The organism is Bacillus sp. REN3, assembly GCF_017912555.1.
GTDB lineage: Bacteria > Bacillota > Bacilli > Bacillales > Cytobacillaceae > Mesobacillus.
On record NZ_JAERSD010000022.1, the window covers coordinates 46,874 to 73,432 of the forward strand.

The 26,559-nt window shown below is 46.4% G+C and carries 18 protein-coding genes; 10 read left to right on the plus strand and 8 right to left on the minus strand.

Annotated features, from left to right (window positions below; all coding sequences use genetic code 11):
- Nucleotides 1-6: 6 nt before the first annotated feature.
- The 6 genes from JJQ88_RS16895 to JJQ88_RS16920 all read right to left on the minus strand — a co-directional run bounded on the left by JJQ88_RS16895 (nucleotide 7) and on the right by JJQ88_RS16920 (nucleotide 8,071).
- Nucleotides 7-1,731: an Ig-like domain-containing domain gene (locus JJQ88_RS16895; protein ID WP_210367213.1), complete on the minus strand. Its 1,725-nt coding sequence runs from the start codon at nucleotides 1,729-1,731 to the stop codon at nucleotides 7-9.
- A 232-nt stretch (nucleotides 1,732-1,963) separates the two neighbouring features.
- Nucleotides 1,964-3,688 carry a cytochrome c3 family protein gene (locus JJQ88_RS16900; RefSeq protein ID WP_210367214.1) on the minus strand — a complete coding sequence of 575 codons (1,725 nt, stop codon included), beginning with the start codon at nucleotides 3,686-3,688 and terminating at the stop codon, nucleotides 1,964-1,966.
- Nucleotides 3,689-3,782: 94 nt separating this feature from the next.
- The gene (locus JJQ88_RS16905) at nucleotides 3,783-4,751 is read right to left on the minus strand and encodes an NHL repeat-containing protein (RefSeq protein WP_210367215.1); all 969 of its coding nucleotides are present in this window, start codon (nucleotides 4,749-4,751) and stop codon (nucleotides 3,783-3,785) included.
- A 25-nt stretch (nucleotides 4,752-4,776) separates the two neighbouring features.
- Nucleotides 4,777-5,463: a tetratricopeptide repeat protein gene (locus JJQ88_RS16910; RefSeq protein ID WP_210367216.1), complete on the minus strand. Its 687-nt coding sequence runs from the start codon at nucleotides 5,461-5,463 to the stop codon at nucleotides 4,777-4,779.
- Between the two features lie 10 nt (nucleotides 5,464-5,473).
- On the minus strand, nucleotides 5,474-6,649 hold the full coding sequence (locus JJQ88_RS16915; RefSeq protein ID WP_246861244.1) for a NapC/NirT family cytochrome c: 1,176 nt from the start codon (nucleotides 6,647-6,649) through the stop codon (nucleotides 5,474-5,476).
- Nucleotides 6,650-6,682: 33 nt separating this feature from the next.
- Entirely contained in the window at nucleotides 6,683-8,071 is a 1,389-nt protein-coding gene (locus JJQ88_RS16920) for a cytochrome c3 family protein (RefSeq protein ID WP_210367218.1), read from the minus strand.
- 555 nt (nucleotides 8,072-8,626) lie between these two features.
- Between JJQ88_RS16920 and secA the strand changes: the two genes are divergently transcribed.
- Entirely contained in the window at nucleotides 8,627-11,137 is a 2,511-nt protein-coding gene (gene secA, locus JJQ88_RS16925) for a preprotein translocase subunit SecA (RefSeq protein ID WP_210367219.1), read from the plus strand.
- 370 nt (nucleotides 11,138-11,507) lie between these two features.
- A protein-coding gene (prfB, locus tag JJQ88_RS16930) for a peptide chain release factor 2 (protein WP_210367220.1) occupies nucleotides 11,508-12,612 on the plus strand; the annotation gives its coding sequence in 2 pieces (ribosomal slippage) (nucleotides 11,508-11,579 and nucleotides 11,581-12,612; 1,104 coding nt in all).
- A 257-nt stretch (nucleotides 12,613-12,869) separates the two neighbouring features.
- Here the strand turns inward: prfB and JJQ88_RS16935 are convergent.
- The gene (locus tag JJQ88_RS16935) at nucleotides 12,870-13,826 is read right to left on the minus strand and encodes a nuclease-related domain-containing protein (RefSeq protein ID WP_210367221.1); all 957 of its coding nucleotides are present in this window, start codon (nucleotides 13,824-13,826) and stop codon (nucleotides 12,870-12,872) included.
- A gap of 871 nt (nucleotides 13,827-14,697) precedes the next feature.
- Nucleotides 14,698-17,241, minus strand: coding sequence for a CoA-disulfide reductase (locus JJQ88_RS16940; RefSeq protein WP_210367222.1), 2,544 nt, complete (start codon nucleotides 17,239-17,241; stop codon nucleotides 14,698-14,700).
- A gap of 473 nt (nucleotides 17,242-17,714) precedes the next feature.
- Here JJQ88_RS16940 and JJQ88_RS16945 point away from each other — a divergent pair, with 473 nt between their 5' ends.
- From JJQ88_RS16945 to JJQ88_RS16980, 8 genes are all read left to right on the plus strand, one after another.
- Nucleotides 17,715-18,554 carry a YitT family protein gene (locus tag JJQ88_RS16945; RefSeq protein ID WP_210367231.1) on the plus strand — a complete coding sequence of 280 codons (840 nt, stop codon included), beginning with the start codon at nucleotides 17,715-17,717 and terminating at the stop codon, nucleotides 18,552-18,554.
- A 49-nt stretch (nucleotides 18,555-18,603) separates the two neighbouring features.
- Nucleotides 18,604-18,915: a cytochrome c551 gene (gene cccB, locus JJQ88_RS16950; RefSeq protein WP_210367223.1), complete on the plus strand. Its 312-nt coding sequence runs from the start codon at nucleotides 18,604-18,606 to the stop codon at nucleotides 18,913-18,915.
- Between the two features lie 459 nt (nucleotides 18,916-19,374).
- Nucleotides 19,375-20,061: a cell division ATP-binding protein FtsE gene (gene ftsE / locus JJQ88_RS16955; protein ID WP_210367224.1), complete on the plus strand. Its 687-nt coding sequence runs from the start codon at nucleotides 19,375-19,377 to the stop codon at nucleotides 20,059-20,061.
- A complete protein-coding gene (gene ftsX, locus JJQ88_RS16960; protein WP_210367225.1) occupies nucleotides 20,051-20,944 on the plus strand; it encodes a permease-like cell division protein FtsX in 894 nt (297 codons plus the stop codon). The genes ftsE and ftsX overlap by 11 nt, the downstream gene beginning before the upstream one ends.
- Nucleotides 20,945-21,021: 77 nt before the next feature.
- A complete protein-coding gene (locus JJQ88_RS16965; protein ID WP_210367226.1) occupies nucleotides 21,022-22,332 on the plus strand; it encodes a murein hydrolase activator EnvC family protein in 1,311 nt (436 codons plus the stop codon).
- A gap of 545 nt (nucleotides 22,333-22,877) precedes the next feature.
- Nucleotides 22,878-24,326 carry a S41 family peptidase gene (locus JJQ88_RS16970; RefSeq protein ID WP_210367227.1) on the plus strand — a complete coding sequence of 483 codons (1,449 nt, stop codon included), beginning with the start codon at nucleotides 22,878-22,880 and terminating at the stop codon, nucleotides 24,324-24,326.
- 501 nt (nucleotides 24,327-24,827) lie between these two features.
- A complete protein-coding gene (locus tag JJQ88_RS16975) occupies nucleotides 24,828-25,100 on the plus strand; it encodes a hypothetical protein (protein WP_210367228.1) in 273 nt (90 codons plus the stop codon).
- 79 nt (nucleotides 25,101-25,179) lie between these two features.
- Nucleotides 25,180-26,367, plus strand: coding sequence for a PDZ domain-containing protein (locus JJQ88_RS16980; RefSeq protein ID WP_210367229.1), 1,188 nt, complete (start codon nucleotides 25,180-25,182; stop codon nucleotides 26,365-26,367).
- The last annotated feature ends 192 nt before the right edge of the window (nucleotides 26,368-26,559 follow it).

The window sequence follows — 26,559 nt, forward strand, 5'->3', positions numbered from 1 at the left end:
CTTTTCTCATTGGGCTGGTTTCAGTTTTTTTGGAGCATGGGCGCCGCTTATCGATTGTTTCAGGAATCCCGAGCTTTCTGGTTCATTGCTGTGGCAAGAAGAACACGCTGCTGTGCTGGTTTCCGTATGTCCTTCAATCACTTCGTTCAATGCGTTTGTCTCAGGGAGTGAAGGGGTTTTTTTATAAAGGTCCATTTGGCCATTATGGCACTTCAAGCAAAATGTCCGTTCATCCGCTGCGGTCCAGTCAGCCCCAATCACTTTGAACTTATCTCCATCAGCTACCGGTGCATTGCCGAGGCTTTCCCTTAGCTGCTTCAATACCATTGACCCGTGTGTCTCATGGCAATCCGAGCACGGCATTTGGCCTTGCATCTCCGTTCCGTCCGGCAGTGTCGTTGCAATGTAGTGGCCTGAGCTGATATCCTGATAGTACTTTTCGATATCCACCAGCTTAGGGTTTTTCGATTCATTCTCAGCATTATGGCATTTCAAGCATAGCGGTGTATCGGATTGCAAAGATGCTGCTGTCCATAAATCCTTTCGGTAATGGAATACCTTGTTGGTTGAGGCTCTCTTTTTCATTGGTGTTTCGGCGTCATGGCAGTTTTCACAAAGAACGGTTTCGCTATCCTGTATCCCTACCCCTGCTGCCGCAGGATTTGCTGACTGGTCATGGTCATAGACAAAATGATCCTTCAGCAAATTGGGATTCCCGGCCGTCCAGGAAAGATGCGGGTTATGGCAATTTGTGCAGGATGAAACCAGCGCATGCTGAACCTCCTTAGGTGCTGATGATCCATCTGTGTATTCATCGTGGCTATTCGTATTCTTTAACTTGTCGGGCATCGGAATTCCCATTGTCCCGTCATGGCATGCCATACAGTAGTTTTCCGTGTTTTCCTTAACCGGGTATTTGTTGTCCCCGATGGTTGGCTTGTTCTCGATATGGGTGCTATGGCAATTCGCGCACATATTCGTATTGGTCATATAAAATCCGTGCGGATCTGTTCGATAGAATGCATCGCGATGCGGGTTACTCTGGGTCGTGAATTTAATAAAAGCCGGAAATACCCTGTTGCCGTCTATATCAGTCAGGGCAGGATCTACATATAAATAATAGGTTCCGCTGTAACTGAAAGATCCTGCGGAAGGAGTAATGGTAAAAAGGTAGTCGCCATTTTCCTTTATTACTCTTTGAACATTTATATCCACTTTTTCACGATCATTGTCATTCAAGATAAAGGGAAGAGGATGGTCAGCTAAATCCGTATCGTCTCGAATCGTCACCCGTATTTTTGCGTCTATGGGCACCTGAGTCATGTCAGCACCCGGGTAAGAGATTGCGTCATCCTTTGAAACAATCTGAATATCCGTGACAAAAGGTCTTGCCGTACTTGCTGCGGTCATTGTGAGCGTAGAGGTGCCGGAACCGGTGTCAGGCTCTGTAGTCTCCTCGGCTGGCACTTCGGGCGTAGATTCCTCCGGAACACTTTCCCCTGCAGATGGTTCTTGGGTGACGGGGGGTTCTTCAGGCGAAAGCTCATTTGCAGGTTCCTCAGGTGCCGTAGTTGAAGGACTATCTGAAGGGGGAGTCGCTGCTTCCGAATCAGCAGGGGCTTCTCCTTCTGTTAATTCTGAAAAAGCTTTTTGATTAGGAAAAGGAAGCATGACCGATCCGGCAAAGAGAAAGAAAACAAGGCAATATGTAAAATATGATTTCAAAACCATTCTGTTCACCTGCGGTCAACTCTTTTCCTGTTTTTTTAAAAGGTCCGTATATAGTCATTATAATTGGGATTAAATAAGGAAAACACTCAAGAAAATATATATTTTTTGACACTTTTTTATTAGAATGAAAGAATATAAAGAAAAGGCAGCAAATGGAATCTTGCTGCCTTGAAAAATGATGTTTTTCTTTTTGACTATCAAATAGCCCCACTATTTGATAGTTTTTTTCCTATTAAGGAGCAGGAACACCCGGCTGGGCAGGACTGTAATTGCTCCATGTGTTTTCATCGCTTGCGATGGAACCATCATGGCATCCGAAGCATACGGACATACCTGTGTAACGCTTCAATGCAGAGGATGGGTTTGGATCTTTCAGATAGCCAAGAGCGCCTGCTGTGTCGCCCTCAAATTTGCCTCCAGGCGCAGTCAATTCAGTTACTCCACGGTCAAGTGAGTCCTTCATGATCGTTGCGTCTGTTCCGTGAGCATAGTGGCAGCGTACGCAAGTAAGCTTGTCAGTATCTGTCTGGTGGCGGTGTGCTGTCGTGAATACGCCTGTTTGATTCGCATACGTTGCAGACAGATAGTCTGTGTGGCAGGAAGCACAGAACTTGCTCATCTGGACACCATTGTCTTTTATATACGTAGGAACTGTGTTATCAAAATAGTCACGGTTGGTTGTAACCTTTTCGATGCTGGCACCAATCAGGAAGGTGGCACTGTCAATGCTGGCCGCAGTACCGTCCCCAGGTTTGCTATACGCAAATCCGTCCTTCCAGACAAAGACAAAGTTTGTGGATGGAGCCTGGGCAACATCAGCTGCTTTAAGTTCTGTCATGACAGCAGGCCTTCCGCCATCAGAACGCACCCAAATGGAAGAGTCTGTGATGTATTTCTTCGCTTTATAGTCCCATTTGTAGGTGGAAATGACGGTGGAACCGTCTGGAACGGCCGCTTTCGTGAAGAACGTGTTGGCTGCGATCGCCGCGGCATCGACTGTCTGCCTTACAAGGATGTAATCACCGACATTTGTTGCTGGAACGGCCGCTTTATCATAGATGCTTTTGTTTGAAAATTTCATTCCGCCATTCGTTCTGCCGTCTGTGATTTTATTTTCAGTTTTCACCCAGCCGGCAGGGTCAAGTTTCAATAAACGTGCGCTGTCAGATCCGTGTGGATTGTGGCAGCTTGAACAAGTGAATTCCTCTGCCCATTTTCCGGTATCCACATGATTTCCGCCAGGCGCTGCTTTGACGGATACAGATCCGTCTGACAAGTGGATGGACATGTTGCCTTCATGGGTTCCGCCGAATGTACCAGCGTTGGTAGGATCGCCGAATACGCCCTTAGCTCCCATTGTGCCGTCATGGCAGGCAGCACAAGTGCTATAAGTGCCGTCTTTGAACAGCAGGTAGTGGTCTTCGCCTGTATGTGTCTGGTGGCAGCTGGCGCAAGAGTTCGTGTTGTTTTGGTAGCTGCCGTGTGTTTTATGGCCAGCTACATTTTTCTTTGTGACGTTGAAGCCAGTTTCGTTCGCGTTGACAAAGTTTGTTAACGTGTCAACCACTATGTCACTGGCCACTTTGTTGGCAGAATCGGTTACAACGATTGTCGCTCCGGAAACAGTACCCGGAACATCCTTACGGGCCAATTCAACTGTGTATGGCTTCCCCTGGGTCAGGACAGGAGTGGTGTAAGTCCCTTTTAATGCGACATCCAATGCGGCATCCTTTGTCTCTACAAGGACTCCAGACTCAGCCTCCTTCAGCGTAACCGTAAAGATGGACCCTTCTGTGTCTTCTCCTGTGATCCCGTTAAAATCAACTTGAACAGTATCTGTTCCAGCTACACGGACTGCCTTAAGGCCAAATGGATCTTTCGCGAGGGCAGCCGTGCTGAAGATTCCCACTATCAAAAATGCCAGGATCAGTGAGAAGCTCAGTTTAAACTTACTCATTTTGCAAACCTCCCTTATTGCTTGTTAAATACTCTTTGAATCTCGAAAATCTTCTATGCTTATTCCAGGCACCACCTCCTTCAAGGAAATGAGTTTAATAGTAAATCGCTACGCGCTGATTGAATGTATCAGTGACGTAAAGCTGTCTCTTTTCATCAAGGAACAATCCGTTAGGGAGGTAGAATTGTTCATTTTCGCTACCCATGCCGCCAAATTGGAAAATATTTTCTCCCTTTTCATCGAATCCATATACAAAGTGTGTCATGTTATCGACCATGAAAAGGATGCCCTTGGAATCGACTGCAAGGCCGCGTGGATTGATGAATTTGGACTCCCCTTTACCGTCTTTGGAGCCATTTATGATCCGTTTGAATTTCCCTTTATTGTCCAGAACTACAACACGCTGGTTCCCTGAATCGGCTACATAAAGGTTTTTATCCTGGTCAACGGCAACGGCGTTCGGAGCATTGAACGGGTCATCTTTGCCTGAAGCAGTGGAAATTTCAAGTTCTTTTTTGCCGTCAAGGCTGAAAATCATGATTTTGGAACCTTTTATATCGGTCAAATATAGTTTGTCATCAACAATCCTCAGTCCAGCTGGCCCTTTGATCGTAGGGGAGGGACTGCCTTTTTCCTCAAAGTATCTTAAAAACTTTCCTTTTTCATTGAAAATTGATATTTTCCCGTTGAATAAGTCCGCCACATAGACATTTCCATCTTTGTCCCCTGTGATTCCGTATGGGAATTTGAACTGGCCTTTTCCTTCCCCTTCTTCTCCGAATTTGAAAAGAGAAGTACCGGAAAGATCGAATACCTGGACTTGCTTATGGTTCGTATCGGTTACATAAATGAATTCGCCAATTTTGGAAACATCCATTGGCTTATCAAGGGGAGAATCAAAATCACCTTGGATGAAATAACTGAAGGATGGCTGATCCCCTTTTGCAACATCCGTCACCCTGGTCACTTTCTGGCCGAGGTTAAGGAAATAAATAACGGCAAATAGTATCGTTGTTAAACCGGCGATTGCAACCATCCATATATAAACGGTTTTCTTTTTCACAGGATTTGCTCCTTTCTAAGTAGCGTTAGTTTTTCGATCCGAGCCGGTCTAATGCTTCTAAAGCGGGTTTGTAGAGGGGGTCATATGCCAGTGCTTCTTTGTAAATGGTTTGCGCTTCATCTTTCTTACCCTGATCCTCTGCAAGCATCCCGATTTCGAAGATGATATCTGTATTTCCCGGTTTCAGTTTATCCGCTTCAGCCAAAGCTTCATTTGATTCCTTATACATCTTAAGTTTTCTATACGAGATTCCTTTCATTAAATGACCTTTATAATCCCTTGGGGAGATCTCGGCCGCTTTAATGGCATTTTTAAGTGAGTCATTCAGTCGATCTTGCCTGTCGTAAACGATGCTTAGGTTCAAATAGGCATCGAAATAATTCTTATCCAGCGTTTTTGCTGTTTCGAACTGCTTGATCGCTTCATCATAATCCTTTTTCAAGAAGTAGCTGTACCCAAGGTCGACTCGCAGCTTTGGATCGTTAGGGCTATGGTCGACCTGGCTTTTATTGTATTTCAATTGTTCTTCTATCTGGCCGGCATCGGTCTTCTCCCAAAGATACTTATCGCTAATGTAATAACCTGCTGAAAGGCAAATGGCCAATGTCAGTACCAGCAGCAGGGTAGACTGCCACCAGTTGAACCGATCGTTCTTCTGCGCTTTTTTGTCAATTTCAGGTTCTGGTGTGTGTAGCTGTTCCTGCGTCTTCATATAAACCCTCCTAATCGATTGTTTCTTTGTGGCATGAGGAACACTTTGGTTTAAAATGGCATGAATAACAGGTTTGTGTTAACTTTGCCCCTTCATTGACCCGAATAGGATGTGTCAATCTCCACTGTTTGCCATTATGGCTGCTTGGGTGGCAGCTGCTGCATGTCACATTATTGGTTTTGTTAATTCCTGTCTTTTGGTAGTCATGGCAGGCTAGGCAGCTTTCCGAACTCTTCTTGGCCGTGGCGCCATGGGTTGCGATGAATTGCTTATCATGGCTTGGCGGCCGCTGCATATGGCAAGCCTCGCAAAAAGTATTTTCCTTGGCGTAATCTTTGACATCCACTTTTTTGCCGGCTACTTTTTCACCCTGGATGTATTTGGAGTGGGCAGGCCGATCGTTGAAAAGGGTGATTTCATCCTTGGACATATATTTATGGCAATCATTGCATTCTTTCATATTCTTCGCTGCTTGTGTCCCGTGTGTGCTGTCTTTGAAGCCGGGTTTTTTATGACTGTCGGGATACATCTTGGTGGTGTGGCATGTTTCGCAGGCGGTGGAAACATTCCGCGCTGCATGGCAGTCCATGCATGTTTCCATTTTCGGGCGGATGAATGTCGGGTCCTTCATCATCGACTGACCCAGATCCTCATCCCACTTGCTGTAATCAGATTGGAAGGTTACCTTTCGTTCCGCGATCTTTCCGTGTGCAACACCGCTATGGCATTCGGTGCATGTTATATTTTGTTCTTTATGTTTGGTATGCGGAATGATCAGGTCCCCAGTTGGGGTGGCTTCTCTCTTGTTCATGTTGTGGCATGTTTCACATGCGCTGTCTGGAATATTCTTTGGCATCTGGATCGGCGCGGTGTACGTTTTGGTAACGCTCTTGAAAGCTTGTTTCGCTCCGTTCGCCTTTGCTTTCGCAAGATTCTCGAGCCCGGGGTCAACGTGGCAGCTGACACAATCGACTTCGCTATGGGAAGAGGCCTTCCACGTATAGTACTCCGGCTTCATCTCATGGCAGGATGCGCAAAATTTAGAACTCGATGTCCCTTCGAGCCCGATAAAACCAACCGAAAAGAATATGACGATGAAAAGCAGGGTCAGGGCTGCGACCTTGCTCCAATTTTTTTCATAAAAACGAGGAGGGGCCTGCTCTTTTTCACTATGTTCCTGTTCCAACATGCTCCCCTCCTTTTCTGTGTTTCGCTGCTGTTATTTTTTCTTCTTCTCGTCTTTAAAGCCGGTGCGGTGGCAGTACTCACAGTAAACGTCCGTCGGTGCCGTGATCTTGGCTCCTTCTTCAGGTTTTGTGCGGTCGTGGCACACATAGCATTCTGCTTTTTGTTCGTTTGTCTTGGCTTTCGGTGCGTGTGCAGTCAGCCATGCATCACTGTCCATATGTCCTGGCGGGCGCTCGCCGTGGCAAGTGCGGCAGAAGTTGCTTTCGCGCGAGTCTTCCTTGACGACGGTGATGTTCGGCACATACTTTGGTTTCGTTGCTCCAGCTTCAATCAAGGTAACGATGTCTTGTTTTTCGACCTTCCTGATCCACTTCGCATCATTATGGCAGTCGAGGCACTCGTTCAAATCTTTTACCGCGAAATCGCCGTGCTTTTGGTTCCATTGGTTCAGGTCATGGTTTTTCGGAACACTGACTTCCTTATGGCAAGTAAAGCAATCCATGGAAATCTTGACATCTTTTTTCTGCTTGCCAATTGCCTGGAGGATAATGTCCTGGCTGAGTTTATTGTCATGCGCTTTCTGTTCTTCGGCGGTCAGGCTGGCTGTTTCAAGGGTCGAAGCTTCCGCGTGGCCATCCTTGGCCGCTTCTTGATCATTTTCTTCCTTTTTGCCGTGGTTGTTCTCCGGCAGGCTGTATTGGATATCCGTCCATGGCCGCTCGCCGTTGTTGACTTTGTCATGGCAGTCGATGCATGTTCCCATGTTCGGCCTCATATAATCGGCTTTCACGAGTTTATCAGCGTTTTCTTTTGTCCAGTAATCCAGGTTTTTCTGGGTGTTCAAGCCGCGCTCGACGACTTTGGCATGGGCAACGCCGCTGTGGCAGGTGATACATGGGATGTCTTCCTTGATATGGCCATCATGGTTGACGATCAAGTCTCCGGTGGCGGTCACAAGCCGGTTTTCTGAGTGGCATTGCAGACAGTTGTTGTTTGGCACGGCAACCGTCTGGACAATTGGGTCTGGCGGGCCGACGATGTGGTAATAAACTTCCTTCATGGATTCCATTTTATGGACAACTTCATTGACAATTCCAGGATCGACGTGGCATTCAACGCATTGGATCTCGCTGTGGGCACTCTCCTTGAATGTAACGAATTCAGGGCCCATTTCATGGCAGAAGGAGCAAAATTGGGGATTGTTCGTCGCAGAGATGGCTCCATACGCTGTACCTGCGATCGCAATGCTGGCAAACAAGCCAATGAATAATGCCCGCCAGCGGTTAACCGGGTTCTTCCAATCTATATTCCTGAATTTTCTCCAGAGCCTTCGGAACCAACCGGGCTTTTTCTCTGTCTCCTCGATTTCCTCTGTCTGGATTTTTTTCTTTTTCTTTTTCCAGAAGCCCACCGTGCTCATCCTCCTTTGCCTGGATAGGCTTTAAATTTGTTTTGAGTAATCTTCCCTATTACAAAGTATCTAACATTCCTAATCCATTTCCAATGTACATTTTGTGAATAAAATTCCAGATTTTTATATTTAATAAATTATTCACAAAACTGACGATAATCTGGAGATTTTGCTGATTTAATAGAGTTTTTACTGTTGAAATAGTAAGAATTAGAATAATGAAAGAGTGAATAAATATGTAATTAATCTTATAATGTTAAAAACGGACTAACAGCGGTTGGGTCTCATTTTTGCGATATTATCAGAACATGATTTCAGCAAATATTGGTATGAGGTATGCAAGAAGGCAAAATTCGATTTTTTTCGCGGCTGGAAGGGGGTTGGGACGTACCTGCGCCAATGCAGCCTTAGTTGTCACTGCTGGGTGTAAGTGGTAAGATAGAAGGTATATCAATCGAATTTTTCAGAAGAGGATTCGGTGTGTAAGTAGCGAATCTTTTTTCTTTGGAGTAAAAAAACACGCAATCAACTTGACGAGATTCAATAGATAAAAGGAGCGTCTGTATGGGGATTTTAGCAAAAATTTTCGACCAGAATAAACGCGATATCAAACGGCTGACAAGGATGGCGGATCAAATCGATGCGCTTGCAGGCGAAATGGAAAAGCTTTCTGATGAACAGCTGCGGGCAAAGACAGAGGAATTCAAGGAGCGTTACCAAAAAGGGGAATCTACCGATGACCTGCTTGTTGAAGCGTTTGCGGTTGTCCGTGAAGGCGCGAAACGTGTCCTTGGCCTTTATCCATATAAAGTGCAGCTGATGGGGGGCATCGCCCTTCACGAAGGGAACATCTCCGAGATGAAAACGGGTGAAGGTAAAACGCTGACAGCGACGATGCCTGTTTACTTGAACGCGATCACCGGCAAAGGGGTTCACGTCATCACAGTCAACGAATACCTCGCTGGCCGTGACGCTACCGAGATGGGGCAGCTGTATGAGTTCCTTGGCCTGACTGTCGGTTTGAACCTGAACAGCATGTCGAAGGAAGAGAAGCAGGAAGCTTATCGTGCTGATATCACATATGGTACGAACAATGAATTCGGCTTTGACTATTTGCGTGACAATATGGTGCTGTACACGCACCAGAAGGTACAGCGCAAGCTTCATTTCTGCGTCATTGACGAGGTTGACTCCATCCTGATCGATGAAGCGCGCACGCCGTTGATCATTTCCGGTTCAGCGCAAAAATCGGCATCGTTATATATGCATGCCAATGCCTTCGTCCGCACATTGAATAAGGATGAGGATTATACTTATGATGAAAAAACGAAGGGAGTCCAGCTGACGGAGGAAGGAATCACCAAGTCGGAAAAAGCCTTCGGCATCGAGAACCTTTTTGACATCAGCCATGTGACCCTGCTTCACCATATCAACCAGGCATTGAAGGCGCATGCGAGCATGCACCGCGATGTCGACTACGTCGTCCAGGACGGCGAGATTGTCATTGTTGACCAATTCACTGGACGTCTGATGAAGGGCCGCCGCTACAGCGAGGGTCTGCACCAGGCAATCGAGGCGAAGGAAGGCCTTGATATTCAGAATGAAAGCATGACGCTAGCGACGATCACATTCCAGAACTACTTCCGTATGTATGAGAAGCTTTCCGGTATGACGGGTACAGCAAAGACAGAGGAAGAGGAATTCCGCAACATTTATAACATGAATGTTGTCGTCATTCCGACAAACCGGCCGATTGCCCGTGATGACCGCCCTGATTTGATTTATGCGAGCATGGAAGGGAAGTTCAGGGCTGTTGCCGAGGATATCGCTGCCCGCAATGAAGCTGGACAGCCAGTGCTTGTCGGTACGGTCGCGATTGAAACATCCGAATTGATTTCACAGTTCCTGACGAAAAAAGGCATCAGGCACAATATCCTGAATGCGAAGAACCATGAGCGTGAAGCGGAAATCATTGCCGAGGCAGGCCAAAAAGGCGCGGTCACGATCGCGACGAACATGGCCGGCCGTGGTACGGACATCAAGCTTGGCGAGGGCGTCAAGGAACTAGGCGGCCTTGCGGTCATCGGTACTGAACGCCACGAAAGCCGACGGATTGATAACCAGCTGCGCGGACGTTCCGGGCGTCAGGGAGACCCTGGTGTCACCCAGTTCTATCTGTCAATGGAAGACGAACTGATGCGTCGCTTCGGTTCAGATAATATGAAATCGATGATGGAGCGTCTTGGCATGGATGACACCCAGCCAATCCAGAGCAAGATGGTTTCGAAAGCCGTGGAATCCGCGCAAAAACGTGTGGAAGGCAATAACTTCGATGCCCGTAAGCAATTGCTGCAATACGATGATGTCCTTCGCCAGCAGCGCGAAATCATCTACAAGCAGCGTGACGAAGTGCTTGAAGGAGAAAATCTTCGTGACATTGTAGAGAATATGATCAAGTCCTCATTGGAGCGCAATGTCGCAGCCCATACACCAGCAGGCGAGGAAATGGAGGAATGGAAGCTTGATGGCGTCATCGACTACGTGAACGGCAACCTGCTCCATGAAGGGGATGTTACAATTGAAGACATCCGGGGCAAGGAGCAGGATGAAATCGTCGATCTCATCATGGCGAAAGTGAAAGAACGATATGATGAGAAAGAAGCTCAGCTGACAGAAGAGCAAATGCGCGAATTTGAAAAAGTCATTGTGCTTCGTTCCGTCGACTCGAAGTGGATGGACCACATCGACCAGATGGACCAGCTGCGCCAGGGAATCCACCTGCGTGCCTACGGGCAGATCGACCCGCTCCGTGAATACCAGCATGAAGGTTTCGCGATGTTCGAGAACATGATCCTGTCGATTGAAGATGATGTAGCGAAATACATCATGAAGGCTGAAATCCGCAACAACCTGGAGCGCCAGGAAGTCGCCAAGGGACATGCTGTCAATCCGAAGGAAGAAGGCGGCAAGGCCAAGAAAAAGCCAATCGTCAAAAAACTTAACGTTGGCCGCAACGACCCATGCATTTGCGGCAGCGGCAAAAAATACAAGAACTGCTGCGGCAAAGCTGAATAACCGCACCAGGTTACCCTTTGGATAAACAACAAGGTTTGTTTTCCTTTGGGAAGTGGGCGGGATTGGATAAGAAATTCTGCTGCAGAGGCAGAACCCGAAGAGGGATGAATCGGATTGTGGAACTTCCTTTGGGGTTTGGAACGACTCGGCAGGAGTCCATAGGGTCTGAGTCAGATACCCTAAATAAAGCCTAAGCTTAGAGGGAATATTCCTTCATTATGTACAGGGGGATCAGCCCCGTTAAGAGGCCGGCGGTTGATCCGCTGGTTTCTTTTTGTTAAAAAAGTACAGGCCTGTTTTTACGATAGTGTATGAAAAATTTTGATAAAACGGCTATAATAGAAAATATCTTTTTGATGAGGTGAATGATATGGAATTAGCAGATATCAGGAATGAGCTTGAAAAATCAGCTAGGAAATTAGCGGACTTCAGGGGGTCTCTTTGACCTCGAGAATAAGGAAGCGCGGATAGCCGAGCTGGAAGAAAGGATGCTGGCTCCGGATTTCTGGGATGACCAGCAGAAAGCGCAGGTCGTCATCAATGAGTCAAACGCGCTCAAAGACCAGGTCGATGTGTTCAATGAATTGAACGAGACATACGAGAATCTCGATTTAACGTTCGAACTTGTGAAAGAAGAGAATGATACCGAGCTAAAAGAGGAATTGGAGAAAGAGCTTGAAGAATTCATCGAGAACATGAATGAATTCGAGCTACAGCTTCTGTTAAGCGAGGAACACGATAAAAACAACGCGATCCTTGAATTGCACCCGGGCGCGGGCGGCACAGAGTCTCAGGATTGGGGTTCGATGCTGCTTCGGATGTACACACGCTGGGCGGAGAAACGCGGTTTCAAGGTCGAGACGCTTGATTACCTTCCAGGAGATGAAGCAGGAATCAAGAGTGTGACCCTAGCCATCAAGGGGCATAATGCATATGGTTACTTGAAGGCTGAAAAGGGGGTCCATCGCCTGGTGCGGATTTCACCGTTCGATTCATCAGGGCGCCGCCACACATCCTTCGTGTCATGTGAGGTTATGCCGGAGTTCAACAATGAAATCGAAATCGATGTGCGTTCCGAGGACTTGAAGATTGATACGTACCGTGCGAGCGGTGCTGGCGGACAGCACATTAACACGACGGACTCCGCTGTCCGGATCACCCATATCCCGACTGGTGTAGTCGTGTCCTGCCAGACAGAGCGTTCGCAGATCAAGAACCGGGAAACTGCCATGAAGATGCTGAAAGCGAAGCTCTATCAGCGTGAAATCGAACAGCAGCAGGCCGAACTCGATGAAATCCGCGGCGAGCAGAAGGAAATCGGCTGGGGAAGCCAGATCCGCTCCTACGTATTCCATCCATATTCCATGGTGAAGGACCACCGGACTGGAACGGAATCAGGAAACGTCCAGGCAGTCATGGATGGCGAAATTGATCAGTTTATTGATGCTTATTTGAGGTCGAAATTGAGTTTATAATAGTTTGTTGATCCCCCGCCCGGTGAGGCGGGGGATTTTTAATGTTTTTTCGGGCTTTTTTGATCGAAATGGGCAGTTGGAAAAATTATTCTCTTGATGTCGGTGGGAATCTCCCGATTGGAGCAGATATTCTCTCGATAGGCTGGCATATTCTCCCGATTCAATCCGATAATCTCCCAATGAAGTGCCGGAATCTCCCGTTTGTCCATTTTATGGAAAAATAAAACCTCTACCCGAAATAGGTAGAGGACGTTTCATCATGCATTGAAATATATTCTATTTTTAGTGATGCCTGTAAATTGAAGATCCATTTTCGAAAGTAAATACGATGCTTTTTTCTGAGAAGGGAGGAGTAGGAAACTTCTCAACTGTTTGTTTGTGATGGTCGGGCTGACCAACAAGAAGTAATCTTGGACAGCCTGTTCATGAGCATTTGATGAATCGGCTCCGCAGCTTGGGCAGTGCCAGCTTTTTGAGAATCTTTCCATATGGAATTGATTGCAGTCAGGACAGAGGACGCCAGGGATGATGTCAGATGGGGAAATGTTATAGAGGTGAAGATGTGACCCTTCAGGTTCGTGGCTCTTGATCAGAAGCCTTGTCAATTTTTTTAATTCCTTCACTGATAGGAATTCTTTTTGGTGAAGGGTTTGGTATTCTTCAACCTTCATCACGAGCTTGCCGCCCTTGCATACTCTTTCGTAGATTTCTTTATTTTTAGTCGGATTTTGAAGGAATGTTCCTTGATTGCTGTAGGTTACGAGGAATTCAAAAGGAGGCGAAGAGATGCGATGCTGATTAAGCCAATTTTTCAGCTGATATAGCTGTCTTTTAACCTGAAGGACTGGATCATCATAAACCTCTTCTTTTTCATTATACCTTCGGATCACTTGATTGAAATCCGGATCAAATTCAATGATGCCGGGCATATTTTTATTTTCGATCAATAGAGCGAATTTGGTAGACAGGAGAAGGAAGTCGATTTGGAAGTGGTTTTTTCCGAGGGGGATACGCAAATCCTGGAAAATGTAAAAGTCATTTTCGTCCAAAAGGCTAATATAGTAATCTAAATCTTGTTCGCCTTTTAAGCCAGCCCTTCGAATGAGCAAATCTTGCAGTATCTCTTGCCTTTTTGGATGATTTGGAGGAAGACGGCGCAGCAATGCTTCGTTAATGAGGATTTTCAGGGGAATTGTTCTTCTTTTTACTATCAAATACTCTCACTCCTTTTCATTGATGATTAACTATTCGACAATCTGCGGGAAAAATCCTTCTTTTTTGACTCATAGGGCGAATTTTAGCCGGAAGTACGCAACTGGAAAAATTATTCTCTCAATCAGGCTGGTTAATCTCCCGATTAGACTAACTATTTTCCCAATCCCTTTCAATAATCTCCCGATAGAACTCATTATTCTCCCAATAAAATGTGATAATCTCCCGTTCTTCCTAATTTAGGAAAAACTAGGTTTTTCTCTTTGTGTGGCGAACCCCCAATTACCTATTTCCAGCAACCCCGTTGGCCATGCATGAAGTCATCCGAAGTGATAGAGCCGAGCCTGCGCGTCCAAGCCGATCCTGGACCTGAAACCCATCCGCTAAAACAGGTAATTTTCATCCGATCGGCGAACCCCGCAATTACCTATTTCCACAACCTCGCTGGCCATGCATGGAGTCATCCGAAGTGATGGAGACCAACCTGAGCGTCCAAGCCGATCCCGGACCCGAAATCCATCCGCTAAAACAGGTAACTTTCATCCGATCGGCGAACCCCGCAATTACCTATTTCCACAACCTCGCTGGCCATGCATGGAGTCATCCGAAGTGATGGAGACCAACCTGAGCGTCCAAGCCGATCCCGGACCCGAAATTCATCCGCTAAAACAGGTAACTTTCACCCGATCGGCGAACCCCCAATTACCTATTTCCAGAAACCCCGTTGGCCATGCATGGAGTCATCCGAAGTGATGGAGCCGAGCCTGAGCGTCCAAGCCGATCCTGGACCTGAAATCCATCCGCTAAAACAGGTAACTTTCACCCAGGATACAAATAAAAATGCGCCCCTTGCAAGAAGGGGCGCTGTCTGTATTAGATAAACAAATTCAACCCTGAGTCCTCTGCGTCACCGAGGTAAGCTGCGACTCCGCCGATTTCGACTCCGTCGATGAGTTCTTCTTTTTTGATTCCCATGATATCCATGCTCATTGCGCAGGCTACGAATTTGACGCCGGCGTCCATGGCGTTTTTCATCAGGGTTTCGAGGCTATCGACATTCTTGTTGGCCATCACGCTTTTGATCATCTTGGCGCCCATGCCGCCCATGTTCATTTTGGATAACGGCAGGTCGCTTGTGCCTTTTGGCATCATCATGCTGAACATTTTCGCCATCATGTCTTTTTCGGTAGCCGGCGCGTCGCTGCGCTTCAGGATGTTCAGTCCCCAGAAGGTGAAGAACAAGGTGACTTCTTTGCCCATCGCTGCGGCTCCGGAAGCAATGATGAATGTTGCGATTGCCTTATCAAGGTCGCCGCTGAACACTACCATTGTCGCTCCATTTTTAGCTGGAGGAGCTGATGGAACCTCAGCCGGTGCGGCTACGGTATTTACCGGAGCATCTGCACTCTTTTTCTGTATCTGCGCCTTGAACTTTTTATCTTCGAACTTTGAGCCTACAAGTCTGTTCCCAGTCTTTTCGCACCATGCCTTGATGTCTTTCGTGAAACCTGGGTCAGTGGCATGGACTTCAAGCACTTCGCCTTCCTTCATTTCGCCGATTGTCTTATACACTTTCATGATCGGTCCAGGGCAAGATAGTCCGCAGGCATCAAGAGTGGTTGTAACCGCTGGCGGAGCAGTTTCTACTCCAGGAGCAGCTTTTTCGGCTACAGCGGCAACCACTTCTGCAGCTCCCGCAGCGATTTCTTCTTCTGCCTTGCGCTTTGCCACTCCGTTATCGCTGATAGGTGTGCCGCAGTTTTCACCTGCATCAGGCTCATATACACAAGAGTAAGTCTTATAGCCTCCATCAAGATTTCGCACCTTGAAACCGGCCTGCATCAAAATGCGGGAAGCAAGATAGCCGCGAAGGCCGACCTGGCAGTATACGTACACTTCTTTGTTCGGTATTTCACTTAAGCGGTCACGAAGCTCACCAAGCGGGATGTTGACAGAGCCTGCAATCATTCCCATATCGCATTCAATCGGCTCGCGGACGTCGATCAGATAACTGCCATTTGCAAGGATGTCATTGATTTCATGCCACTGGACTGTTTCCACCAAGCCTTCCGCAACATTTTTCGCTGCGTAGCCAGCCATGTTTACTGGGTCTTTCGCTGAAGAATATGGCGGTGCATATGCCAGTTCCAGGTCTGGAAGGTCGAAAATAGTCATGCCACCTTTAATAGCAGTAGCCAGCACATCAATTCGTTTGTCAGCTCCGTCGTAGGCTACAGCCTGCGCACCGAAGATTTTTCCTGTTTCGCGGTCAAAAATCAGTTTCAGCGCGATTGGGAAGGCTCCAGGATAATATCCGGCATGTGAGCTCGGGTGCACGTGGACCACATCGTAAGCGATACCAAGGCGCTTCAAAGTTTTTTCGTTATTCCCTGTCGCTGCGACGGTCATGTCGAATACCTTCGCGATGGATGTACCGAGTGTTCCCTGGTATTTGGAGTCAATGCCGTTGATATGGTCAGCGACAATTCGTCCCTGGCGGTTTGCCGGCCATGCAAGCGGAATATGGGTAGCCTGTCCGTTGATATAATCTTTTACCTCAATGGCATCCCCAATCGCATAAATGCTTTCGTCTGCTGTCTGCAGGTGCTCATTGACGCGGATGGCGCCGCGGAGGCCAAGCTCCAGTTCTGCTTCTTTCGCCAGGTTGTTTTCAGGGGCGACACCGATTGCCAGGATGATTAAATCTGTTTCAATCTGTTTGCCGCTGTTCAGGTTAATCAGCGTGCCGTTCTGCTCAAAGGATTTCACTCCATCCTCCAGCACAAGGTTAACGCCTTTTTCGCGGAGATGCTGATGTAAAATCGATGCCATTTCAAAATCGATTGGCGCCATGATCTGATCAGCCATCTCGACCAGGGTCACCTCGATGCCACGCTCCCACAGGTTTTCAGCCATTTCAACGCCGATGAAGCCGCCGCCGATGACGGCTGCTTTCTTCGGCTGCCGGACATCTACATATTCCTTGATTTTGTCGGTGTCAGGAATGTTGCGTAAAGTGAACAATGCTTCTGCTTCTTCGATTCCCGGGATTGGCGGCTTGATTGGGCTCGCTCCTGGAGATAAAACAAGAACGTCGTAAGTTTCTTCATATGTTTCGCCTGTCCTGAGGTTCTTGATCTCCACTATTTTTCGCTCACGATCAATTCGAGTCACTTCACTTAAATTGCGGATATCCATGTTGAATTTTTTCGACATGCCTTCGACCGTCTGGACGAGAAGCGCGTCCCGCTCCTGGATGATGCCGCCGATATAATAAGGAAGTCCGCAGTTTGCGAAGGATATATACTCGCCGCGCTCGATCATAACGATTTCCGCTTTCTCATCCAATCTTCTTAAACGTGCTGCAGTTGTCGCTCCACCAGCAACTCCGCCAACGATTATAACCTTTTTAGCCATTTTAATTACCCTCTTTCTGAAAATGAATTTATGAGAATTTATGATAGGGATTATTGCTATCCAGTCTGCCCAGCGACTCGGTGCGACAGGGCAAATCGATATTCCTCTACAGGCTGGGCGAATCCTGTGGATCTTGTTTCGTAAAAATCGACTGTACAGGTGACACTAATCATGTCGTCGCCTCCTTATACGTGAAATATATCACAAATTACCTAGTGGGGTAAGGGTATTGTGAGAAACGTCAACAATTGTTCATAATTTCACAAACTTACCGATGCGATTTTTCTTTTACTTCTATTATATAAATCGAGAATACAGTTTTTCACTCCTTTAATACGGTGCATCGATAGTATTTACAGTTTTATAAGCAAGTGCTATACTCACTGACGGTGTTTGACGGGCGACAGAGGCCTGTTGAATTGACAGATAAGAAAAAGGGGACAGGTAAGTTGAAAAGGAATCGAAATCGGACAATGAATCCAGCCTTGGGCAAACTGATAGAGTATGTATATGTCTTGATTGGTTCGGCGTTTGTAGCGGTGGCATTCAATGTGTTTCTCCTGCCAAATCGGGTTGCTTCCGGCGGTGTCAGCGGCATCAGCACGATTCTGGATGCGGTTCTTGGCTGGGAGCCTGCGTTTGTGCAATGGTCTCTTAATATTCCGTTATTTATTGCCGGAGTTGTTTTGCTCGGCAGGCAATATGGGTATAAGACTCTTGCAGGGACCATTTTCCTTCCATTCGTAGTATTTTTGACAAAGGATGTTGAGCCTTGGACATTGGATCCTTTGCTTGGCTCACTTTTCGGCGGCATTGGCGTCGGACTTGGGCTTGGCATCGTCTTCCGCGGCAATGCCTCGACTGGCGGTACAGATTTGGCGGCACAGATCATTCAAAAATTCACTGGTCTTACACTTGGTACCTGCGTTGCATTGATTGACGGCTTGATTGTATTATCGGCAGCGGTGGTCTTTGACATTGAACGTGGCTTATATGCATTGATTGGCCTCTATGTAACAAGCAAGACGATTGACCTTGTCCAGGTGGGCATCGGACGCTCAAAAATGGCGATGGTCATCACAAACCGCCAGGAAGAAGTGCGTGAGGCAATTTTGCATAAAATTGACCGTGGTGTGACAAAACTATCAGCATACGGTGGCTATACCGACCAGGAACGCCCAATTATCATGTGTGTCGTCGATCAAACGGAGTTCACAAAATTGAAACAATTGGTCCAATCCATTGATCCCGCAGCATTCGTAATCGTGATGGATGCCTCGGAAGTATTGGGCGAGGGTTTTAAAAGGGCGTAACTTGGTATAATATAGTCATGTATGCAAAATTTTCATAGGGGGAGTTAAGTTGAAGAAGAAATTATTGGCTTTATTGATGGGAACCTCCTTAGTACTTGCTGCATGTGGCGGCGGCGGAGATGAAGGCGGCAAAGATACTGCTGGTGCTGATCCGGAAAAATTGTTCAACCAAAAATGTTCAAGCTGCCATGGCGGCAACCTTGAAGGCGGAGCTGGCCCTAAGCTTAGCGATGTAGGCTCTCGTTTGTCACAGGAAGATATCGAGAAAGTCATTGCTGAAGGAAAAGGCTCCATGCCTCCTAAATTGCTTGAAGGCGACGATGCAAAAGCAGTTGCTGAATGGCTGGCAGAAAAGAAATAGGATCCAAAGAAACGTCCTGATGCCCAGGACGTTTTTAATTTATCGCCGCAGAATCTGAAAAGGATAATAGCATGGTCTCCCAACAAAATACTTCCTATCATTCACCCGCAAAATAAGACTTTTCTCCCTGAAAGTATCCATTTTTAAAGAACTTCACATTTTTTTCACAGTTATTTTGTAAACATACTGTTACCTTAATGAAATAAATCTAAATATTCTTTATATTTATTGCTGATTGTAATGTCAGTGTTCAAGCGAAATAATAGGAAGTTCGGTGGCTTAAATACTAGGATTAACATCCTATATTGGTAATTTTAGGATATTTTATAGGTGATTGAAAAGAAAATGTAATATTATAGAGGGTTTCTTTGCAATAGGGAGATGCTATAATAGGCTTGTTACAAAAAATGTCGAAGTTTAGCCATCGGAACAGACTAACTATCTAAGGTGAGACAAAAAATGATAGAAATGCAGGATGTTTATAAAACATACCCGAACGGCGTGACCGCCGCGAACGGGATAAATGTTCATATAGAGCAAGGCGAGTTTTTATATGTAGTAGGACCCAGCGGAGCTGGCAAATCTACTTTTATAAAAATGATGTACCGGGAGGAGAAACCTTCTAAGGGGACCATCACGATAAATGGCGTCAACCTTTCAAAATTGAAGGCTAGCAAGGTTCCCTTGCTGCGGCGCAATATCGGTGTTGTCTTCCAGGATTTCAAATTGCTGCAGACTCTTTCAGTCTATGAAAATGTAGCGTTTGCACTCGAGGTCATCGAAGAGTCACCGCAATACATAAAAAAGCGGGTCATGGAGACACTGGAGCTGGTAGGCCTTAAGCATAAAGCAAGGGCGCTTCCGTCCGAACTCTCAGGGGGGGAACAGCAGCGCGTTGCCATCGCACGTTCCATTGTGAACGCGCCTAAAGTGGTGATTGCCGATGAGCCGACTGGAAACCTGGATCCTGATACGTCTTGGGAGATCATGAAAATTTTCGAAGAAATCAACATGAGGGGAACCACAGTAGTGATGGCGACCCACAACAAAGAAATCGTCAATACAATCACGCATCGCGTCATTGCTATTGAAGGCGGCAGGATTGTACGTGACGAAGTGAAAGGTGAATACGGATATGAAAGCTAGAACATTTCGCCGACATGTCCGAGAGAGTCTCAAGAGTTTAGCCCGAAACGGCTGGATGACCTTCGCATCTGTCAGTGCCGTAACGGTTACATTGCTTTTGGTCGGTGTGTTTTTCGTCATTATGATGAATTTGAATAAGGTAGCATCCACCATTGAGGAGGATGTGGAAATCCGCGTCCATGTGGATGTGGCAGCGAACGACAAAGATAAAGCGGTATTGGAACGGCAAATCGGCGAGATTGCCGGAATCAAAAGTGTTAAATACTCTCCGAAGGAAAAAGAGCTTAATAGTTTGATTGATAGTCTGGGAGAAGAAGGAGAAGCTTTTAAGCTTTTTGAGCAAGATAACCCTTTAAACGATGTGTTCGTCGTAAAGACGAAAAATCCAACAGATACTATGTACGCGGCTAAGAAAATTGAAAGGCTCAATTACGTAGCCACTGTGAAATATGGACAAGGGAAGGTCGAGCAACTGTTCAGTTTCATCGAAATAAGCCGTAATGTTGGGCTTATATTGATTGTCGGGCTTTTGTTCACGGCAATGTTCCTGATTTCCAACACAATCAAGATCACAATCATGGCCCGCAGGCGGGAAATCGAAATCATGAGGCTCGTTGGCGCCACCAATGGGTTCATCAGATGGCCGTTCTTCCTTGAAGGCTTATGGTTAGGGATCCTCGGCTCGATCATCCCAATTGCAGTCGTATCATCGGCTTATTATTACGCATACGACTTCCTGAACGAAAAGCTGAAAGACCATTTCATAAAATTGCTTGAATTCAACCCATTTGTTTACCAGTTATCCGCCATCCTGATCATTATGGGAGCAGCGATCGGAATATGGGGAAGTCTCATGTCCGTCCGCAAGTTCCTGAAGGTTTAAACATTTCAAGATAATAGACGATTAGTTAAGAGATAAAGTTACGAAACTATCATGAGTAAGAGAGGGGAAAAGTTCTAGTGAAAAAACAGATACTCTCACTAGCAGTAGTCAGTACTTTAGGGTTGGGTTCATTGCTAAGCCCGATTACATTGGATCATGCATCGGCATCCAACATTTCAGACCTTAAGAAGCAGCAGGAGGATTTGTCCAACAAGCGTTCTGGAATCAACGCGGAAATAAACAAGAAAAAAGCGAAAATTGGCGAGCTTCAAGGCGAGCAGGATAAAGTCAAAGCTGAAGTCGAGAGGCTTGACCTGGCAGTTGAAGATGCGACTTTAAAGATCAAAGAAAAAAATACTGAAATCGAATTGACGAATGCCGAGATCGAACAATTAAAAGGCGAAATTGCCGTTTTGATTGAACGGATCAACAAAAGGAACGAACTTCTTAAAGACAAGGCCCGTTCATTCCAGGAAAATGGCGGAACAGTCAGCTACCTTGATGTCCTTCTCGGAGCGCAGAGCTTCAGTGACTTTGTTGACCGTGTAAATGCGGTCACTACAATTGTCGAGGCTGATAAGGATATTCTCGAACAGCACAAGAAGGATAAGCAGGAACTAGAAACAAAACAGAAGGCAGTTGAAACGAAGCTTGCGAACCTTCAGCAAATGAAGAAGGATTTAGAGGTACTTAAAAAGCAGCTTGACAGCCAGATTGCCCAAAAGAATAAATTGATGCAGACACTTAAGCAGGAAGAAGAGCAAATGCACGGTGAAATGGTAAGCGACCAGGAGGAAGCTGCGATTCTGGCTAACCAGGAAGCTGCCCTTCAGAAGGCCATTCAGATGGAACAAAAACGCCAGGCTCAAATCGCTGCAGAACGTGCACGCCAGGCTGAACTGGCAAGACAGCAAGCAGCTCAACAAAAGAGCAGCGGCGGGTCAGCACCGGCACCAGCACCAGCAGCTCCATCTGTAGCGCCGCCATCAGGCAGTGGCATGCTCCAAATGCCAGCTAGCGGACGCTTTACTTCTGGCATCGGACAGCGCTGGGGAACCTTCCATGCCGGAGTTGATATTGCGAACAAGGCTTCCAATGTACCGATTTATGCGGCAGCAGATGGTGTTGTCATCCGTTCATATTATTCTTCAAGCTATGGAAATGCCATTTTTATTGCGCACTCCATTAATGGACAAACCTATACAACTGTCTATGCTCATATGAGTTCTCGCATGGTTGGCAATGGCGCTGTCGTTTCAAGAGGGCAGCAAATCGGCGTAATGGGGAACACAGGCCAATCCTACGGTCAGCACTTGCATTTTGAATTACATAGGGGATCATGGAATGCATCGAAATCAAATGCCATCAACCCTATGCCATACTTCTGATAAAGAATTTCCGGGAGAGACAATATGTCTCTCCTTTTTTCAATCCGGAAATGCCGGTTTGCTAAAACTGTCTTGGGAAACTACCAGGCACTTTTTCTACTATAAAATTCAGGTTGAGCGCGCAAATGAGATTGGTGTCTTTCCGAAGGTAGGAAGAAGGATTTATTCTTACAATCAAAACAGCAGGATCCAGCAGTACGCACTGTTCAAAAGCTCCAAGATATTTATGTTAAACTTGATCGAACGCCAGATATCGAGATCCAGGATAATTCGCATCCGAAGCTTCGAAGCGATATTTTTACCGCAAGCTTAATGAAATTAATAATGTAGATCTGATGGAAGCCCTTGATGCGAAAATCGTGAAATGTGATGCGATTATCGAAAGGGAATCGGTCAAAAGCTAAGAACAGCCCTTCTTTCCTCCTCTTTCCTTTTCCTTCCCATGAAAAATTATCTTTCATACCCTGTCCAGCTTGGTCATATAATGAAAAACAGGTTACGAGAAATTTTACGGCAGTATGCGGTAATCAGAGAGGAGTATGGCAATGGAACGGAAGTGGATTGCCTTTTTAATGGCAGGGTCGCTGTTCACTGGGGCGGGCGGTACCTATGCAGGAATGCAGTGGATGGCAGGGAATACAGGCGTGAAGGACAGGGAGATTGTACCGCCGCAAACTGCAAGGGAGCTGAAGGCCGATCCCGGAAACATGGATAAAGTTGAACAGGCATACAGCCTTATTTTTAATAGCTATGTAGAAAAAGTGGAGGAAAAGAAGCTGGTAGAGGGCGCGATCCAGGGAATGCTGTCGACGCTGAAAGACCCATATTCCGTGTATATGGACAAGGAGACCGTCAAGCAATTCAATGAAACGCTTCAATCTTCTTTTCAAGGGATTGGGGCAGAGGTCAGCAAGATTGAAGGCAAGATTGTGATCGTTTCTCCATTCAAGGATTCGCCCGCTGAAAAAGCAGGATTGAAGCCAAATGACCAGATCTTGAAAGTGGATGGGGAAAGTGTAGAAGGCATGGAGCTTTCTGAAGCCACACTTAAGATCCGCGGGAAGAAAGGGACGGAAGTTGAATTGGAGATAGGGCGCAAGGGGTTGAAGGAGCCGCTGAAAGTGAAGGTCATCCGTGATACGATTCCGCAAATCACAGTCCATTCGGCAATGAAAAAAGTGAATGGAGAAAAAATCGGGTACCTTGAAATCACTTCGTTTTCCGAGGATACGTCGAAGGAATTCAAGAAAGAACTAAAAGTCCTTGAAGATAAGGGAATCTCCGCGTTGCTGATTGATGTCCGCGGCAATCCTGGAGGGCTGCTTTCAAGTGTGGAGGAAATCCTCCGCGAGTTGGTTGCCAAGGAAAAACCATTGTACCAAATCGAAGAGCGGAGCGGCGAAAAGACACGTTACTTCTCCGTGTTGGATAAACCAAAAGAATATCCTATCGGAGTGCTGACTGATAAAGGGAGCGCCTCGGCTTCCGAGATCCTTGCGGGAGCGCTGAAGGAAGCGGGCGGCTATCCAGTCATCGGAGAAAAGACATTTGGCAAGGGAACGGTTCAGCAGCCAGTTCCAATGGGGGATGGCAGTAACATCAAGCTTACGCTATACAAATGGCTTACCCCGGACGGGAACTGGATCCATAAAAAAGGTGTCCAACCTACGGTAGAAGTCAGCCAGCCGGTGTTATACAATACCCATCCCCTCCAGCTTGAGGAGCCATTGAAAATTGATATGAACAACGAGCAGGTAAAAAATGCCCAGGAAATCCTGGCGGGGATCGGACTGGAGCCAGGCCGGACGGATGGCTATTTCAGTGAAGAAACGGAAATGGCGGTAAAAGCATTCCAGCGCAAAAAAGGCATGAAAGTCACCGGCATCATCAATCTGAAAACAGCAGCCGCCCTTGAAGAGGCGGCAAGGGAAGAAATGAAAAAGGAAGAAAACGACCTGCAGTTACAGACCGCATTGCGGCTGATTGCACGATAGAAGATATATTAGGAACAGCACTCTGTCTGAAGGAGTGCTGTTTTTTTAGAAGTTGAGGGGAGTTTTTAACGAGGGACAGTTAAATTCAGGAGCGATACAGGAAAAAAGAGAATTTTTCATTAGCGGGGTAGCTGCATTTTTACATAAAATGGGGAAACGGGAGAATCCGGTGGATGATTGGGAGAATAACAGGGTTTTTTAGAAGATTAATAGGTTTGATTAGGAGATTACAGGGTGTTATTAAGAGAATATCGCCATTGATCAGGAGAATCCGGATGGGATATGCAGAGAATATCGACATTAAATAGGAAATTCCGGATATCGAACGGAGATTTAGCCAGTGGGATGGCTTAAAGCCGCAGTTTTGAAGAAAATTGAGGGATTTCCTAAAGAAAAAGTGACATTGCGGCGTTTTAAGAACAGTACTGGAAAAAAGAGAATTCTTCATTAAAGGGGTAGCTGCATTTTTACATAAAATGGGGAAACGGGAGAATCCGGTGGATGATTGGGAGAATAACAGGGTTTTTTGGAAGATTAATAGGTTTGATTAGGAGATTACAGGGTGTTATTAAGAGAATATCGCCATTGATCAGGAGATTCAAGATGGATTATGCAAAGAACATTGAAATTAAACAGGGAATTCCGGACATCGAACGGAAGTGTAGTCAGGCGGATGGATATTTAGCCGAATATAATATGGGGTGCCTGATACAAGCACTCTTTCTTTCCGTACAAGACATCCCCACAAGAAAAAAATCCCATCGGGAATCCTGAACTATTGATAGGTTTTAGGTTCCAGATTTGATAGAATAAGCTTAATATCATACAAATTATAAAGGCTGGTGACATAGGGGTGGCACAGGATTGGTTCATCGAACTTCTAAAGGGAACGGGTAAGCTTCTGCTTCACCCTGTGTTTTACTATTGTTTGTTTTTGGCGGCTGTGCTTGGTGTTTCGAGAGTGAAACGGGAACGGAAGAATTTCACCGTCCGGGCAAAGGACGCATACTATGAGCTCCGGCAGCTCTTTCCGCTTGGTCTCGCGGTCGGCGCTATCATATCGATTATCTCTATCGCTGCTGGACTGGCTATACCATTTGCGGCAATTATCCTGGTAGCGGCTCTTACGCTGTTATTAAGCTTTAAAGTCAGGCTGCTCGCTCCTTCTTATACAATTGGATTCGCGGTTTTTGCGCTTTTTTATCTTGCGGGCAAGAATGTCAGTCTGCCATACATAGGTGAATTTTTTACAGGTCTTGATCAAAAGATGTATCCGTCTATCGCCATTCTGCTTGGATTGTTGATCATCGGCGAAGGTGTCCTGATTTTGAAGAACGGGAAGAAATGGACCTCCCCAAAATTGATCAGAAGCAAGCGCGGGCAGACAGTTGGGGTCCATGAGGCGAAAAGGCTTTGGGTACTACCGGTTTTCCTGCTGGTTCCCGGAGACGTGCTGACATTGCCATTTGAGTGGTGGCCGTTGTTTGAGATTGGCGGCAATACGTATTCGCTGCTGCTTGTTCCGTTTGCAGTCGGCATGCATCAGCAAATCCAGGGCATGCTGCCTGAGGAAGGTGTACGCCAGCTCGGGGGCCGTGTTGTCGGCCTTGGCCTTGTCGTTACGCTTATTGCAGCGGCAGGTTACTGGTATCCGGTTGCTTCGATTGCCGCAGCGGCATTTGCGATCATTGGCCGTGAAGCCATCACATTGTTCCAGAGAATTAGGGAAGACAGTAAGCCCTTCTATTTTTCGAAAAAGAACAACGGAGTCATGATCCTTGGCATTTTGCCTGCCTCTCCAGCGGACAAGATGGCTTTGCGGGTAGGGGAGATGATCACGAAGGTAAATGGCACACCAGTCCGTGATGAAAAGACGTTCTATGAAGCGATCCAGCGCAACCGCGCACACTGCAAGCTCGATGTCCTGGATACGAATGGACAAATCAGGTTCGTGCAAAGGGCATTATATGAAGGCGACCATCACGAACTCGGAATTCTATTTGTACAGGATGAGAAGAAGTGGGGTAGTGCGGCGGGCTAGTGTGTAGGTTTTCAAAATTAATTGGAAATTTTTTCAAAATTCTTTGGAAAAATTGTCAAAATTCTTTGGAAAGCTGGTTAGTCCTTTGAGATAATTATCTCGAAGGACTTTTTTATTTTGCGTGCCCAGGCAAGCCGTTAATTGCTAGTTGGTGAAAGTCCAATCTGAGTAAGTGCCAAGACGCTCAGTAGC

Bases quoted from the DNA above. Each gene is read 5' to 3' on its own strand.
- JJQ88_RS16895 (WP_210367213.1), bottom strand. From the start codon at position 1,731: ATGGTTTTGAAATCATATTTTACATATTGCCTTGTTTTCTTTCTCTTT.
- JJQ88_RS16900 (WP_210367214.1), bottom strand. From the start codon at position 3,688: ATGAGTAAGTTTAAACTGAGCTTCTCACTGATCCTGGCATTTTTGATA.
- JJQ88_RS16910 (WP_210367216.1), bottom strand. From the start codon at position 5,463: ATGAAGACGCAGGAACAGCTACACACACCAGAACCTGAAATTGACAAA.
- JJQ88_RS16920 (WP_210367218.1), bottom strand. From the start codon at position 8,071: ATGAGCACGGTGGGCTTCTGGAAAAAGAAAAAGAAAAAAATCCAGACA.
- secA (WP_210367219.1), top strand. From the start codon at position 8,627: ATGGGGATTTTAGCAAAAATTTTCGACCAGAATAAACGCGATATCAAA.
- JJQ88_RS16940 (WP_210367222.1), bottom strand. From the start codon at position 17,241: ATGGCTAAAAAGGTTATAATCGTTGGCGGAGTTGCTGGTGGAGCGACA.
- JJQ88_RS16945 (WP_210367231.1), top strand. From the start codon at position 17,715: ATGAATCCAGCCTTGGGCAAACTGATAGAGTATGTATATGTCTTGATT.
- ftsE (WP_210367224.1), top strand. From the start codon at position 19,375: ATGATAGAAATGCAGGATGTTTATAAAACATACCCGAACGGCGTGACC.
- ftsX (WP_210367225.1), top strand. From the start codon at position 20,051: ATGAAAGCTAGAACATTTCGCCGACATGTCCGAGAGAGTCTCAAGAGT.
- JJQ88_RS16970 (WP_210367227.1), top strand. From the start codon at position 22,878: ATGGAACGGAAGTGGATTGCCTTTTTAATGGCAGGGTCGCTGTTCACT.
- JJQ88_RS16975 (WP_210367228.1), top strand. From the start codon at position 24,828: ATGATTGGGAGAATAACAGGGTTTTTTGGAAGATTAATAGGTTTGATT.